The 14997-nt window shown below is 53.5% G+C and carries 13 protein-coding genes; 5 read left to right on the top strand and 8 right to left on the bottom strand.

Annotated features, from left to right (window positions below; all coding sequences use genetic code 11):
• Window positions 1-161: 161 nt before the first annotated feature.
• The 4 genes from P6M73_RS05315 to P6M73_RS05300 all read right to left on the bottom strand — a co-directional run bounded on the left by P6M73_RS05315 (window position 162) and on the right by P6M73_RS05300 (window position 3092).
• Entirely contained in the window at window positions 162-683 is a 522-nt protein-coding gene (locus tag P6M73_RS05315; protein ID WP_277855075.1) for a hypothetical protein, read from the bottom strand.
• 101 nt (window positions 684-784) lie between these two features.
• Entirely contained in the window at window positions 785-1168 is a 384-nt protein-coding gene (locus P6M73_RS05310; RefSeq protein WP_277855074.1) for a hypothetical protein, read from the bottom strand.
• A gap of 196 nt (window positions 1169-1364) precedes the next feature.
• Entirely contained in the window at window positions 1365-1757 is a 393-nt protein-coding gene (locus P6M73_RS05305) for a desulfoferrodoxin (RefSeq protein ID WP_277855073.1), read from the bottom strand.
• A 48-nt stretch (window positions 1758-1805) separates the two neighbouring features.
• Window positions 1806-3092, bottom strand: a complete 1287-nt coding sequence (locus tag P6M73_RS05300; RefSeq protein ID WP_277855072.1) for a M18 family aminopeptidase — start codon at window positions 3090-3092, stop codon at window positions 1806-1808.
• Window positions 3093-3323: 231 nt separating this feature from the next.
• On the opposite strand from P6M73_RS05300, the gene P6M73_RS05295 reads away from it, so the two are divergent.
• Window positions 3324-4493 carry a cation diffusion facilitator family transporter gene (locus P6M73_RS05295; RefSeq protein WP_277855071.1) on the top strand — a complete coding sequence of 390 codons (1170 nt, stop codon included), beginning with the start codon at window positions 3324-3326 and terminating at the stop codon, window positions 4491-4493.
• On the top strand, window positions 4490-5071 hold the full coding sequence (locus tag P6M73_RS05290) for a hypothetical protein (protein WP_277855070.1): 582 nt from the start codon (window positions 4490-4492) through the stop codon (window positions 5069-5071). The genes P6M73_RS05295 and P6M73_RS05290 overlap by 4 nt, the downstream gene beginning before the upstream one ends.
• A 191-nt stretch (window positions 5072-5262) precedes the next feature.
• Here P6M73_RS05290 and P6M73_RS05285 read toward each other — a convergent pair whose 3' ends face one another.
• The 4 genes from P6M73_RS05285 to lepB all read right to left on the bottom strand — a co-directional run bounded on the left by P6M73_RS05285 (window position 5263) and on the right by lepB (window position 11562).
• Complete coding sequence (locus P6M73_RS05285; protein ID WP_277855069.1) at window positions 5263-7404, bottom strand: HelD family protein; 2142 nt, start codon at window positions 7402-7404, stop codon at window positions 5263-5265.
• 42 nt (window positions 7405-7446) lie between these two features.
• Window positions 7447-9453: an ATP-dependent zinc metalloprotease FtsH gene (gene ftsH, locus P6M73_RS05280; RefSeq protein WP_489666491.1), complete on the bottom strand. Its 2007-nt coding sequence runs from the start codon at window positions 9451-9453 to the stop codon at window positions 7447-7449.
• A gap of 99 nt (window positions 9454-9552) precedes the next feature.
• Entirely contained in the window at window positions 9553-10851 is a 1299-nt protein-coding gene (locus tag P6M73_RS05275; RefSeq protein WP_277855067.1) for a Sapep family Mn(2+)-dependent dipeptidase, read from the bottom strand.
• Window positions 10852-11043: 192 nt separating this feature from the next.
• Window positions 11044-11562 carry a signal peptidase I gene (gene lepB / locus P6M73_RS05270; protein WP_277855066.1) on the bottom strand — a complete coding sequence of 173 codons (519 nt, stop codon included), beginning with the start codon at window positions 11560-11562 and terminating at the stop codon, window positions 11044-11046.
• Between the two features lie 329 nt (window positions 11563-11891).
• On the opposite strand from lepB, the gene P6M73_RS05265 reads away from it, so the two are divergent.
• From P6M73_RS05265 to P6M73_RS05255, 3 genes are read left to right on the top strand one after another with little or no spacing between them, the layout of a single operon-like run.
• Window positions 11892-12617 carry an ABC transporter ATP-binding protein gene (locus tag P6M73_RS05265; protein WP_277855065.1) on the top strand — a complete coding sequence of 242 codons (726 nt, stop codon included), beginning with the start codon at window positions 11892-11894 and terminating at the stop codon, window positions 12615-12617.
• On the top strand, window positions 12610-14274 hold the full coding sequence (locus tag P6M73_RS05260; protein WP_277855064.1) for an ABC-2 family transporter permease: 1665 nt from the start codon (window positions 12610-12612) through the stop codon (window positions 14272-14274). The genes P6M73_RS05265 and P6M73_RS05260 overlap by 8 nt, the downstream gene beginning before the upstream one ends.
• The gene (locus P6M73_RS05255; protein ID WP_277855063.1) at window positions 14271-14948 is read left to right on the top strand and encodes a DNA-3-methyladenine glycosylase family protein; all 678 of its coding nucleotides are present in this window, start codon (window positions 14271-14273) and stop codon (window positions 14946-14948) included. The genes P6M73_RS05260 and P6M73_RS05255 overlap by 4 nt, the downstream gene beginning before the upstream one ends.
• Window positions 14949-14997: the final 49 nt, after the last annotated feature.

The raw sequence follows: 14997 nt of genomic DNA, 5'->3' as shown, positions 1-14997 counted from the left end.
TCCTGGATATAGCCCCGCTGGATAATAACTTAGGTTAAAGTCTTGGATAACGTCCTGGACATGTCTCGAATAAAGTCCTTAACGTCCTGGATAATGTTTATAACCCAAAAAAAACTGGAGCCATCAATGCTCCAGTTTTTTTATGTTGTTCAATATCCAAGTTACCGGTCAACGGACCGGGCATCCTGCATCATGCGGCGGATCTGTTCATGCTGGTGGGCTACAAACTGATTGAAATCCTGATTGACCCGCTGCATCTGCTGGCGGTTCTGTGCCCACAGGACTTTGGATTCCGTCATTTCATCGCGCAAATAGCCGGAGGCTTCTTCATGATTATGGAAGGTTGACTTAACCAGGGGACTGTTGTTGCCGCGCATGGTACTGTCCGATTTCATGGCTGAATTGGAAAATTTGGAAGCCTGGGCTTTTTCAGCCGCTCTGCGTCCGACGTGGGTTGAATTCTGGAGGGAATCATTCAGCCGCTTCTCCAGGTCCTGCCAGCTGGTCTTTGCCTGAGCTGCCTGTCTTGGCTGAGTGGTGGCTGACGGCGGATTAATGAGCCCTCCCGGCTGATTGGGCTTTTGATAGCCTCGGTATTGGCCCCCGGTCCGGCTGGCCTTTCCGGCACCGCCAATCCAGGAGATAATACTAATGATGATAATTAAAAAAAACAGGAAATCCACAGACATCTCCTCCATACATAATGATTCTCGGTCTAACTTAATGATTATGATTCATGTTGATTCACATCATAACACAGATCGATTAAAACAGAATGAAGAGTTCATTTCTCCTGCCACTGATTTTGATACCGGGTCATCATCAGCCAGTGAACCAGCCACACAAACGTTCCGAAAAGAAATCCCGCGATCAGGCTCAGTATGATCCAGCGAAAGCGCTGGGTCAAGGTATCGATCGGAACGAAAAACGGCGCGGCCAGAACCAGGGCGCTGGTCAGATAGAACAGCATGGTCTGCCGGAACGTTCTCTCCCGCCGGATCCGGGGCACCAGCCAACCGAGAAATCGTGCCTGAATTAAGGTGAATACCAGGAGGATCAGCCCGATGATCCAGAAACCGGCAGGCGGCGGGAAATCCGCCCCCACCAGAAAGACAGTCAGACTGATGGTAAAAAAGCCAATGGATTCCCTGCTGATAATTTTTTTCATTGTTACCCCGTTTCTCAAAAATGGAAATACTGAGTGCACCAGTCCTCGAGACAATTGGGAGGCGGCACAGATCAAAAGGAAGTCTGAGGGCAGCTCCGCGCAGCAGTTTCTGGATTGCTGCCTGGATTATGATGTCACATGAAAAGCAGGGAAGCGTTGGCTCCCCTGCCTTGTCCATATGTGGTCTTTCTCGTGATTAAGCGTTGGCTTTGACCCAGAGTCCATGCAGGTTGCAGTATTCTCTGGCAAGTTCCACTTCGTCAATGGAGACCTGGAAGAAGGCCTGCGGTGCATCGCCGGGGTTGAGATCCTGGCGCAGTACCTGACCGTTTTGGGTCAGAACTTCAATGGTGGAAATCCAATGTTCCGGGAGCATGGGATGAGCCACAGATCCAACTTTCACCCATACGCCGCCTTCAGCAGCTTCAATAACCGGAACGTGTTTTTCCAGAGCAGCGTCCACTGTGTTCTCCTTGAGCAGTTTCATTTCCTCTCCGCAGCATACCAATGCGCCGCCTCCGGCGAGCAAAACCTCAACCACATTGCCGCATACATTGCATTTGTAGATTTCTTTTACTTCAATTGCCATTATATCTCCTCCTTGAAATCGTGGATTAGTACTGTCTCTATTATAGCCTTAATTCCCGTAAAAAACTTTGAATGCTTGGTAAACAAACCAGTGGTCATCGACTCCGGCCAGTTCGCGGATGGAGTGCATGCCCAGGATCGCATTGCCAATGTCGACGGAACGGATCGGCAGGACCGTGGAGGAGATGGGGCCGATGGTTGAGCCGCCGGATTTATCAGAGCGGTTCACATAGGTCTGACAGGGAACGCCGGCTTTTTCACAAATCGCCTTGAACACAGCGGTGGACTGAGCATCCGAGGTGTAACTCTGATTGGCGGCGATCTTGATCACCGGTCCCTGATTCATGCGCGGCCGGTTGGTCGGATCGGCGAATTCACTGAAGTTGGGATGAACCGCGTGAGCCAGGTCCGCGGAGACCATGAAAGATTTTTCCAGAGCCTGGAGGTAGTCCGCCCGTGAGCCGCCCAGGGCATAGACGAGCCGCTCCAGAAGATGGGCCAGAGTGGGGGCACCGGCTCCCTGCTTGGTGCGCGATCCGACTTCTTCGTTGTCGTAAACCGCTGCCACGCGGATTCCCTTTCCGGTGGTTTCCAGCATTGCTTTCAAGGAAGCATGGGCCATAGCCAGATTATCCATGCGCTTGGAGGAGATAAATTCTTCCTTGAGTCCGACCAGTTCTCCCCTGGCTGTCTCATAGAGGTACAGTTCGTAATCGAGAATGTCCTCAACCTCAATCTCCAGCTTCTGGGCAATCAGCTGCTGGAAGATCTTTTCTTCCGTGGCTGTTTCTTCCAGGCAGACAATTGGAAGCACCTGAGTCTGAGGATTCAGTTCAACGCCCTTGTTGACTTCCCGGTTCATGTGGATGGCTGGATTGGGAATATAGAGCACCGGACGCTCCAGATCAATATTCATCAGCTGGGGGGCCATGGGGTCATTCGATTTCACCGCGACCCGTCCGGCTACCGACAAGGGCCGGTCAAACCAGGTGTTCAGGATCGGGCCGCCATAAACTTCTGTATTCAGACGAACGAAACCTTCTGAACGCATTTCGCAGTTTGGCTTGATCCGAAAGGAGGGCGAATCGGAATGGGAACCGATCAGCCGGAATCCATTGTGATAGGTGCCTGCTCCAAGGTCCACTGCGAAGATCGAGGATCCGTTCTTGATGTAGTAAACTTTATCCCCTTCTTTTACGGACCAGTCCGCGTCTCCTTTCAGTTCCCGGTAGCCCGCGCGCTCCAAAGTATCGGCGATGTCCGCCACCGCCTGGTAGGCGCTGGAGCCGCGATGCAAAAAGTCCATCAGATCCTGTGCCAGTTCTTTCTTCGTCATAATCTTCCTCCTGTTTCTTTCCGGGCTTTATTCAGCCTCTTTTCATACAGTACCAGTATAGCAAACAAAGGCCCCTCCTGAGATTGATTCTCTCCATCATGCCGTTAATTTTCCTTGAATTCTCGCCCTGGAGACGGGTATGATATCTCACGTGTGCTATAGTGAAATAATTGGACTGAGCACTGCCCGTCAAAAATAAAGATCCACCTGGTATCGTGAAAAGAGGAACCCATGACTGATTTTTTAATTAAGCGTTTTATTAAGAGTGACAATGTTCAGGATCCGGCCGTACGGGAAAAATACGGTTATCTGGGTTCGGCGGTGGGTATTCTTGTCAATATTGCCCTGTTTGGACTGAAGCTCACGGTGGGTCTGTTGATGAACAGTATCTCCGTCATCGCCGATGCGTTCAACAACCTGTCGGATACTGCCTCATCCCTGATTACCATGATCGGCTTCCGCCTGGGCAACCGCCCCGCTGATGAAGGACACCCCTATGGCCACGGACGGATTGAATATTTTTCCGGCCTGATTGTCTCGGTGCTGGTACTCTACGTCGGCATCCAGTTTCTTGTGACGTCTGTCCGGCGAATCTTAAACCCCACCCCGCTGGAATTCCGCTGGATTCCTATCATCCTGCTGATTGTCTCCATCTTCTCAAAAATCTGGATCTCCGGTTTCAATCATACTATTGGAAATAAAATCAACTCCTCGGCGCTCAAGGCATCTGCCCTGGATGCCAAAGGAGACGTCATGATCTCCTCCACCGTCGTGGCCGGGCTCCTGTTTTCCCACTTCAGCCATATCGAAATTGACGGCTACATTGGATTGTTTGTCGCCGGCATGATCGTGAAAAGTGCCTGGGAGCTGATTCGGGAAACCTTGAATCCCCTGCTTGGGACTCAGGCCGACGAAGAGCTGATTGAACGGATGAATCAAATCCTCCTGAGCAACGAAGAAGTTTTTGGAGTTCATGATACGGTGACCCATAATTACGGACCTAGTACGGTTTTTGCCACCACTCATGTCGAGGTGCGGGATGACATCTCCGTAACCGAAATTCATGACATTATTGATGATCTGGAAAAACGGGTCCTACGCGAACTCGACGTAGAACTGGTAATCCATATGGATCCGATCCGGATGGCGGACGAGAAAAAAGTGGCCATCGTCCGTCATCTCAGGGATGAACTCCTCCAGGTCGATGGCGTTCGCTCGCTCCATGATGTGAGACTGCGCGAGCACGAGACCCGATACATCGCTGAACTGGTAGTAGACCCGGAAACTGATCTGGCCTCCACTCAGCGAGTTGCTGAGCAGATTGTCCGGGATCATCAGCTGGAACCTGACCTTCACCTCGAGGTACACAACCTCATGAGTCACGGCTGGAGTAAATCATGAGATCTTATCGCTTAAGCCGTCCTTTTGACATTTCTCTGGAGAGCTATGGAGGCAGTCAGATGTGGTTTCCCCAGAAGTATCAGCTGCAGACGGGCTGCGGACCGGTGGCACTGGCCAACCTGTATGCCTGGTACCGCAACCTCCGCCTGAACCAGTCGGACATGACCCGCCTCCAGGAATTGATCACCCGCTTCCTGAGCGGACCGGTGGTACTTCCCCAGCAGTTTATCCGAGGAGCCAGACGCCTGTTTGAGCGCTCCGGCTTTCACCTGGATCCTATCCGGCAAACCCTCTTCCGGCATAGCCCGAAGGGGCGGGAACGCGTCCTGCGCCTCATCATCAGCTCCCTGGAGACGGATCATCCCCTGCCCCTGCTCATGGGACCCAACCGCCCCGGCGCTGTTTATCGCCGGGACTTTAAAAATCACTGGGTCCTGATCACCGGACTGGACCTCGAGGCCGAACGGGCCGTGCTCCACGTCAGCTCCTGGGGCAGTCCCTTCGAAGTCGATCTGGATCAGCTCATTCAGTCCAAGCTGTTTATTTCCGTGCTGTCCCTCCGGGTGAGCAGGCAGTAAATGCTCAAACCAGACCAATGATCCGAAATCCCATCTGAATTTGGCTGTATTCTATAAATGTTCTGTTTGAATACGCAAAGGCGGCCCCTGTTATATCCTCAGGATACGACAGGGGCCGCCTTATTGTTTCATCCCTCTCTATTCAGAGGCGGGATGAAAGTCATGAAGTTCTCTTTGCAGTGCTTATATGCCTACTTCGAACCATCCGAGAAATTGACGTCTTCGTTCTGTGTCTCAATCACATGGAGACGGTGCAGGGCACGCGTGCTCATGATGTATTTGACCAGGTCCGGTTTGGGGCGGTTGGGTCTGGTATCCACCAGAATGACTCCGTCAAATTCCAGGCCCTTGGCCAGGAAGGCCGATAACAGCAGGGTGCTGGAGGAATACACGCCATCCTCAGTCCGGATGAACTTATAGTAGATTTCATTCTTCAGAAGCTGATGCAGGTCCTGCGCACTGTCCAGGTCACGAGTCAGAATGGCGATGGACTCCACGCCGTCTTCCCGCATCCGGGCATACTGCGCCTTGACTAGAGCCGCCGCCGACGCAAGGTCCGGCGCTGATTCCACCTGGACCGGCTCCCCGCTGCGCAGGGATTCGGATGTTCCATTGGGCAGGAATGTATCGGCGTATTTCACAATTTCATCCGTGGAGCGGTAGCTCTTGTTCAGTTCAAAGATCCTGACATCCTCAAACAGACGGCCCAGTTCAAGGAATCCGGCATCCTCCCATTGAATCAGCCGCTGATTGAGATCTCCGACGATGGTTGCGTTGACGCAGCCGGTGATTTCCTTGATCACGCGGAAATGATTCAGGGACAGGTCCTGGGCTTCATCGATGATCAGGTATTTGACTTCGTAGGGAAGCTTCACGCCCTGAAGGCGATGCTTCAGATACAACATAGGTGCCAGGTCCTCATGGGTCAGGATCCGCATCGTATTGCCAGCCTGATACAGTTCCAGAATGCTGCCTTTTCCCAGATAAGTGATCTGCTCCCGGAATTGTACAACTTTCTCGACAAGCTGGCGTACGCTTTGCCAGCGTGACAGTGATGCATCTTCATTGAGGGTCGCCCCGCTCTCGACCTTTTTCTGGAGGTCCCGGTACCTGCGGTCTATTTCCCGCAGTTCCCGGTTGCGGACTTCGCGCATCCGGTTAATAATGACCCGCTTGATTCGCAGCGCGCGCGGAATCAGGGGCATGTAGGCAAAATCACGTGCCATGGTCTGGTGCATTTCATCCCGGCTCATCAGTACTTTCCCTAAGAATGTGATGTCCTGCTCCGGGTAAAGCGATGCTTCCAGATCCTTCACCAGCCGATCCATCCGGTCAAAGCTGGCCTCCGAGCGTTTGCTGGCCGCATCCCGATAAAGATCCTCATCCCCGGAGGCAATGGCTTCAATAAAGTCCTCCTGGGGGAGCAGATCCAGATTGGGCTCGGCGAGCAGTTCCAGCATAAAGTCCACCATGGTGTTCTGACGAACTCCGGTTTCACCCAGGGTGGGCAGAACCTGAGAAATGTATTCCATAAAGATGTTGTTAGGGCCCAGGATCAGCACCTTGTCTTCCAGCTTCTTGCGGTAATTGTACAGCAGCCAGGCGACCCGGTGCAGGGCGATGGTCGTCTTACCTGAACCGGCGATGCCGTTCACCACGGCGACACCCTGCGGGCGATGCCGGATGATTTCATCCTGCTCCCGCTGGATGGTCATAACGATGTCCTTGAGCTTCTCTCCGGCACTGGATGACAGGACATACTGCAGAATTTCATCTCTTACTTCAACGTCTGAGTCGAACATACCGAGCAGGCGGGAAGCCTTGATGATGAACTGGCGCCGGGCCAGAATCTCAGCCTGGGCGTCACCTGCCGGGGTTTTATAGCTGGCCTGTCCCAGGCCGCCATGATAGAACAGTGTGGCAATAGGGGCCCGCCAGTCGATGATGAGGGGCTCCATTCTGGCATGGTCAATAAAACCATACTTGCCGATGTAGATTTCTTCCTGGTCACTTCCTTCGGAAAAAGCGATCTTCCCGAAATAAGGAGTGTCGATGAGATCCTGGAGTTCATTGATCCGCCGCAGAACGGCTTTGAAGTTCTCTTCCATGGCGAACATTTCATGATCAAATGCATCCAACGGCATGTCCTCATCAAATTTATTTTCTTCGATCATCTGCTTGCGATAATCCACCAGATACTCCGTGAGTTTCTGCTTCTGTCCGGCCAGGTCCGCGACTTCCTGATTCAGTCTCTGAATGACTCCATCCAGATGGCTGAGCTCCACCTGAACCTGAGGTCGTGAGCGATCGAGATCGATAGTTGCTTTTGACAAATTGATATTCCTCCCCAAACGGGGTTTTCTCCCCAGTGTTGTTTATTCGATTGTGTCAGTGGGCTGCTCGGTGTCCGGTGCCGGCAGGACAATATCCTGCTGGGCTATCGGAACTTCCTGGACTTCCGGTGCCGGCAGGAGCGTATCCTGCTGGGCTTCTGGAACTTCCTGGACTTGCGGTGCCAGCAATCCAGCATCCGGTTCGGTTGGCCGAATTCCTTCGCCGGCCGAATGATGGGCTGCGTCTTCGTCAGAGCTCTTCATGAAGTCCTCACCCTTGAACGCCCGGATGATTTCTACCAGCTCAGCTCCGGTAAGGGTTTCCTTTTCCAGAAGCTTTTCCGAAGCCTTAACCAGAAGTTCCTGATTGTCTTCGAGCAGCCGGCGGGCAGTGGCATGGCAGTCTTTGATGATCATGGCCACTTCCTGGTCCAGTCTGGTCTGAGTTTCCGGACTCACGTTAGAAACCGGACGGCCATCCAGGTACACATTGGTGTTGGATTCCAGCGCCATCATGCCGAAGGCATCGCTCATGCCGTACATGGAAACCATGCGCCGGGCCATGGCAGTTGCCCGCTCGATATCATTGGACGCACCGGTGGTGATGCTGCCAAACTCCACTTCCTCAGCGGCCCGGCCGCCCAGGAGGATGGTGATTTCCTGCAGGATCTCTTCCTTGCTCATCAGGTACTTGTCTTCCATCGGCACCTGCATGGTATATCCGAGGGATCCCATCGTTCGTGGGATGATCGTGATCTTGACGACCGGATCCGTATTTTTCTGGAGGGCTGCCACCAGGGCATGCCCGATCTCATGGAAGGAGACAATTCGTTTTTCCTTGGGCGACATGATCCGGTCTTTCTTCTGCTGTCCGGCAATGACGACTTCAATGGCTTCCATCAGGTCTTCCTGCTTGACGAACTGCCGGCCATTCTTGACCGCACGCAGCGCGCCTTCATTAATGATATTGGCCAGATCAGCACCGACGGCGCCGGGCGTGGACTTTGCCAGCTCATTGAGATTGACATCATCGCCCATCTTGACATCCTTGGAATGAACTTTGAGGATCGCTTCCCGACCGCGCAGGTCCGGCGCGTCGACAATAATGCGCCGGTCAAAGCGGCCCGGACGCAGCAGCGCCTTGTCCAGCACTTCCGGACGGTTTGTGGCCGCCAGGATGACAATTCCCTTCTGGGAATCAAAGCCGTCCATTTCGGCCAGCAGCTGGTTGAGGGTCTGTTCGCGCTCATCATTGCCGCCCGGCAGTCCGCCGCTTTCGCGGCTCTTGCCGATGGCGTCGATTTCGTCGATGAAGATGATGCAGGGAGCCTTGGCTTCGGCTTCCTTGAAGATATCACGGACCCGGGCTGCGCCCATACCCACGAACATTTCCACAAATGCGGAACCGGACTGGGAGAAGAACGGCACATCCGCTTCTCCGGCTACGGCTTTGGCCAGTAAGGTTTTTCCGGTACCGGGAGGTCCCACCAGAAGGGCGCCTTTGGGCAGACGAGCGCCAATGGCTGCGTATTTCTGAGGATTATGCAGGAAATCCACAATTTCGGTGAGGGATTCCTTGGCTTCTTCCTGGGCTGCCACATCCTTGAAGGTCACGCCGGTGGACTTTTCATACAGCTTGGCCGTGCTCTTGCCCAGACCCATAATGCCACCGCCTTTGGCGCTCATGGACTTGGTGAACATACGCAGGATGAAGAAGAAGAACACCAGCGGCAGGATAAAGGAAGCCAGGTTGAGCACCGTGGTCATAATGTCGGTGCTGTTGGTCAGGCTCGTCGGAATGTTCTTCTGAGCGGCCTGATTGATGACTTCCGAAGCCAGAAGGTCAATGGCCTCCGTGCGGTAGAGGGTGTCGCCGGAGTTCAGCTGATAGGTGATGATTCCGGCGCCGGTATCGTATTTGAGGGATTTTACCTTATTTTCATTCAGCGCCGCGGTCAGGTCCGTATATCCGGCTTCCACCGATTTGGGCGCTCCAAAGTCCTTCATGTTCCAGAACATGACCAGCATGCTGATCAAAAGGACCACCATCAGAACCAGATTGCGTGAATCCGGTTTCGGCGGCTCCGGCCGTCCGGATTTTTTATTTTTATTGTCTTCGCTCATTTTGTTCCTCCCTGTCGGGTTTCATTACAAATTGGATAAAGCAAGGATGGCTTTTGCGTAGATATGGGTCCAGGTCAGCAGATCTTCAATCCGGATGAATTCATCCGCGATGTGATCGACTTCTTCACGCCCCGGCAGGCCGGGTCCGAAGGCCACCACATTGTTCATGGACTTGGCGTAGGTGCCGCCGCCGATGGCAATGGGACGGGCGGACTCATCGCCAGTTACTTCCTGGTATACACTCATCAGTGACTGGATCATGGGCAGATCCTCGGGGTAGTAGAGCGGCGGTGTAAATTCACCGAAGGACAGTTGGTAGCCCCGGGGCGCAAACTTCAGGCGCAGCGCGCTGATGACGTCTGCGTCGGTAAAGGTCACCGGGATTCTCAGGTCAAGCACCAGCTTCATCTGACCGCCGTCGCACATTAGCTGTCCCAGGTTACAGGTCAGTTTGCCGGAGGGCTCATCGGACAGTCCGATGCCCAGATGCTCGCCGTTGACATCGGCAAATGCATCCAGCAGGAACTCCATTTCCGGTGCCAGCCGGCGATCCAGCTGCTTCATGCTGCGGAATAACTTCAGAATGGCGTTATCCCCCAGTTCCGGCGTGGAGCCATGAGCTGACAGGCCTTTGAGCGCCAGTTTGGTGGACTCTCCGTCCAGACAGTAGCTCAATGTAGCTTTATCGGGAACCATATTGGGCGCGCTGCCCCCCGTCAGTTCAAGAATCTCAATGTCCGAGGTCTTGAGCGGCTTTCTCAGTTCAACCCGCAGGATCCCCTTTTCCGCGTAGATCACGGGGAAGGAGGCATCCGGGGTGAAGCCGGCTTTGGGCTGCGGCGCTGACTTGAGATAGGTTTCGATATCCGGTCCGCCGGTTTCTTCACAGGTCCCCATAATCACACGCACCGGGGAAGTCAGAACCGCACCTTCTTCCCGAAGTGCTTTCAGGGCGTACAGAGCGGCTACCAGCGGACCTTTGTCGTCATTGGTCCCACGGCCGTAGATTCTTCCGTCCCTGATTTCACCAAAGGGGTTGGCGGTCCAGTCGTTTCCAACGGGAACGATGTCCAGGTGCCCCAGGATGGCGACATAGTCATCCCCCTGGCCATGGGAAGCTTCTCCCACCCAGCCTTCGACATTGCGGGTTGTCAGGCCCAGTTCGCCGGCAATCGTCAGGGCTTCCTCAAGACACTGTGCTACCGCCTCGCCGCAGGGTGCGCCGGTCTTGGGCTCTCCTGCCACCGAATCGTGAGCCAGCAGCCGGTTCAGATCCCGGAGCATGTCGTCCTGATAACTTTCTATTCTTGCTTTTAAATTCATCGTGTTGTCCTTCCTTTTGTTGCTTTCCCGTCTGGACGGGTTATCGGGGCTGGACGGACCGTATCAGGTCCGGCGCCGGAGTTGATCAATGCCATGGTCAAACGTTTCGAAAAGGGACTGCGGGAAACGGAAAACTTCCTTCTGCTTCCTGAAGATCCACATCAGTTCATTGTATAGAGCTTAGATTAAATTTTACTTAAGATATCCCATTCGTCGGATGGGTCCGAACCGCAGAATGACTTTCCCCATGATTTCACGCCGGCGAACAAAGGGTTCCTGCCAGACTCTGGCGTCATGCGAGTCTTCGCGGTTGTCTCCCAGAAAGAGACAGGATCCGAGGGGGATGTGAAAAAGGTGCTCTCCTTTGGTATGTCCCTTAATATAAGGCTCATTCAGAGGAGTGTCATTGACATAAATCTTTCCCTGCCGAATTTCCACCGTTTCTCCGGGCAGACCGATCAGCCGCTTGATCATGACCAGGCTGCCGTCGCCCTTTTGCCGGGCCGTGGATCGAAACACCAGAAGATCGCCCCTTCGGATCGTTCCGCTTCCCGTGATCCGCCGGACCAGCAGGCGATCACCCGGCTGAATCAGCGGCAGCATGGATCCGCTGGGAACCTGGATCCGAAAGAAAGAGAACCACACCAGGTACAGCCCCAGGCCGGCCAGAAGCAGCAGGGTCAATCGAAATGCGGTTTCAGTGCTAGGCATGCCGGACCTCCCATTGTAAAAACTCAAAAAAGCTCTTCTCCTAAGTATATAACAAAAACCGGTTTGCTTCAAAAAATGCCCCCGAACCTGTGTCAAATCGGTTCGACGGTTCGACGGTACCGAAAACCGGATTATGACAGTTCTGTGTTCAGGATTCAACTGATCAAATCCATCCATCGACCGGATGGCGAATCTGTTATGGTCTTCATAAAAGTTTAATACTGGTTTAATATGGCAATCCTATAGTTAACTCGATGTGAATGATTTCACAACACAGATTGTGTTATCATTATATACGTAAAAATAAGACAGGATACGAGGTAGCAAACATGATTCGTTTTGATGAAGTCACCAAAGTCTACAACGGTACACATAAGGCCGTTGACGGGCTGTCGCTTGAAATTCAGCCGGGCGAAATCTTCGGCTTTCTGGGACCCAACGGCGCCGGCAAGACCACCACGCTGAAAATGCTGGTCGGGATCACTCCGCCGACATCCGGACAGATCGAAGTCAACGGCATCGATATCCTGAAGGATCCCATTCAGGCCAAAAGCCAGTTTGGTTATGTGCCGGACAATCCGGACATTTATATCCGCCTGCGAGGAATTGAATATCTCAACTTCATGGGAGATATCTATAATGTACCGCCCCAGGACCGGCAGCAGCGAATCGAGCAGATGGCTCGCGATTTCGAGATGACTTCGGCGCTGGGAGACAAGATTCAGAGCTACTCCCATGGTATGCGTCAGAAGATCGTCCTGATGGGTGCTTTGATCCATGAACCGAATGCCTGGATTCTGGATGAACCAATGACCGGCCTGGATCCCAAATCCTCCTATATTTTGAAGGAGCGCATGAGATCCCACGCCGACCGGGGCAATATCGTCTTCTTCTCCACCCATGTGCTGGAAGTAGCGGAAAAAATCTGCGACCGGGTCGCGATTATCAACAAAGGCAAGTTGCTGTATGTCGGAAATGTGCAGAACCTGCGAGAAACACTGGGTGAAAACACCAGTCTGGAGCAGATGTTCCTGGAGCTGACGGAAAATGAATAAAACACTGCTTCTATTCAAAACAATGTTTCGATCGGAGGATGTGCTGGAAATCAACATGCAGCGCTCCGGTCGGATTAAGGGGATTTTTAAGGTCATCGGACTGATCCTGCTCCTGCTCTTAGCCGGAGTGTCCTTCGCTCCCATCATCGCGCAACTGTATCCCCCATTCAAAATGATGGGAATGCAGGATCTGCTGCTGAAGCTGCTGCTGTTCGGAGCTTCCTTTATCGTTCTGATTTTCGGTTTTTTCTATGTCATGAGCGTCTTCTATTACTCCAGCGACATTGAGAACTACCTGTATCTGCCGATCAAGCCCGGAGCTTTGGTTCTGGCCAAGTTTATGATCGTAGCTTTTTACGAAGTCATCAGCACCCTGGCTATTTTCTATCCCTCCTTCGTGGTGTTCGGCGTCATGGATGGACAGGGACCGCTGTTTTATCTCAAAGTGCTCCTGACCATGATCATACTGCCCATTGCACCTCTGGCGATCATGGCGATCCTGTGCATGATCCTGATGCGCTTCTCAAAGCTCTTCCGGAACAAGGATCGCTTCACCCTGCTCTCATCCCTGGTAGGTATTTTCATTGCTCTGTCCATGTCCAGCATTATGCAGCGCCTGGCCAACAGCACTTCGGACGGTCTCCCGGCTCTGCTTCAGACTCAGGGAACACTGTTCAATGTGCTTTCCGCGGTATTCCCCGCCACCACCCTGATGCACCGCGCAATCTTCGGTTCAGCCGGCACCTTCCTGCTCTACACCGGACTGGCTCTGGCCGTCTGCGGCGCGTTCATCTTCGTATTCTATCAGCTCGGAAACATGCTCTATATCGACGGCGCCAAGGGCCTGAAGGAATCCGGCATGCGCCGCAAGTCTCTCAGCGTCAAGGAAATGTCCGCTTCTACCAGAAGAAGCAGTGCCATGATGGCGATTGCCGTCAAGGAAATGCGCATTCTGCTTCGGACTCCCCCGTATTTTCTCAACTGCATTCTGGTGAGCCTGATCATGCCGGTTTTCTTTATCTTCCCGGTCCTGTTCGGCGGAGACCTGAACGAACTGGCTACAGAGATCGGAATGTCTGATTTCAATCAGATTCGGCAGTATGTCAAGCCGGACATGGTCATTATCGGCATTATGGCCCTCATGGCCTTCTATGCCGGACTTAATCTGATTGCTGCCACTGCCATTACCCGGGAAGGCAGCAACTTCAGCTTTATGAAATACATTCCGGTTCCCTACCGCACCCAGCTCATGGGCAAGCTGATCCCCGCCATGGTCGTTGAACTGGCAGGAGTCATGATCCTTCTGGTCCCCGCCATTATCCTGCTTCGGCCTGCTGCCTGGGCAGTGGCCGCCGGAATTATCCTGGGCCTGCTCCTGTCGCTGGCGCTGAACTTCGCCATGCTCAGCCTGGACATCGTCAAGCCCGTCCTGACCTGGACCACGGAACAGAAAGCGGTCAAGAACAATTTCAATGCCATGATTTCATCCTTCGGTTCGATGGTGGCTGGAGCTCTCCCCGTTGTCCTCTATCTGTTTGTTCCCCTGGATAAGTTCGTTCTGTTCGCGGTGTTCTTTGTCGTTCTCGCGGTCTTGAACGCGCTGATCTATCGGCAGCTGCCGATTCTGGCGGAACGGTCATTTCAGGACAGACCATGACGCAGATCACTCCATCTCCGGTCTTTCCTTACGGCCCCAAGGAAATCGAAGAGCTGGCCCGCAGGGATGAACGCCTGGCTCAGGCCATCCGGCGAATCGGCCTCATTCAGCGGCCGATTGTTCCGGACCTGTTCGAAGCCCTGATCTCTTCCATTGTCAGCCAGCAAATTGCCAAAAAAGCTTATGAAACGGTCTGGAACAGACTGAAGACTCTGACAGGGCCGGTTACCGCCCGGAATATCCTGTCCCTGGATCGCGATCGCATCAAAGCCTGCGGACTTTCCTACAAAAAGACGGACTGGATCCTGACCATTGCCGGACAGGTTGATTCAGGGGAACTGGACCTGACTCAGCTCCACGACCTGCCGGATGAAGAAGTAATCCGCCGGTTGAGTCAGCTGCCCGGAATCGGCCGCTGGACGGCCGAAATGCTCCTGATCTTCTCCCTGCAGCGGCCGGATGTCCTGAGCTACGGTGATCTTGCCATTCGCCGGGGCATTCAGACCCTCTATGGGATGGAAGCCCTGACCAAAGCCCAGTTCGAAGAAATCCGCCGACGTCTCTCCCCTTACAACTCCATCGCATCCCTATACTTTTGGGAACTGTCCCATGAACCGATTCCATCCGCTGCGGTCGCCCAACAAGACCAGGGTTCACCAGGTGCCACGGAATGACACCGGCCCACCCCCAAAAGCAGAATGTCTCCGGGAATACTCCATGGAC

The organism is Anaerococcoides asporogena (assembly GCF_029590275.1).
In the GTDB taxonomy this organism is placed as follows: Bacteria; Bacillota; Clostridia; order Clostridiales; family Clostridiaceae; genus JG1575.
The sequence above is the reverse complement of the archived record's forward strand: the minus strand, read 5'-3'. Positions and strand labels throughout refer to the sequence as shown.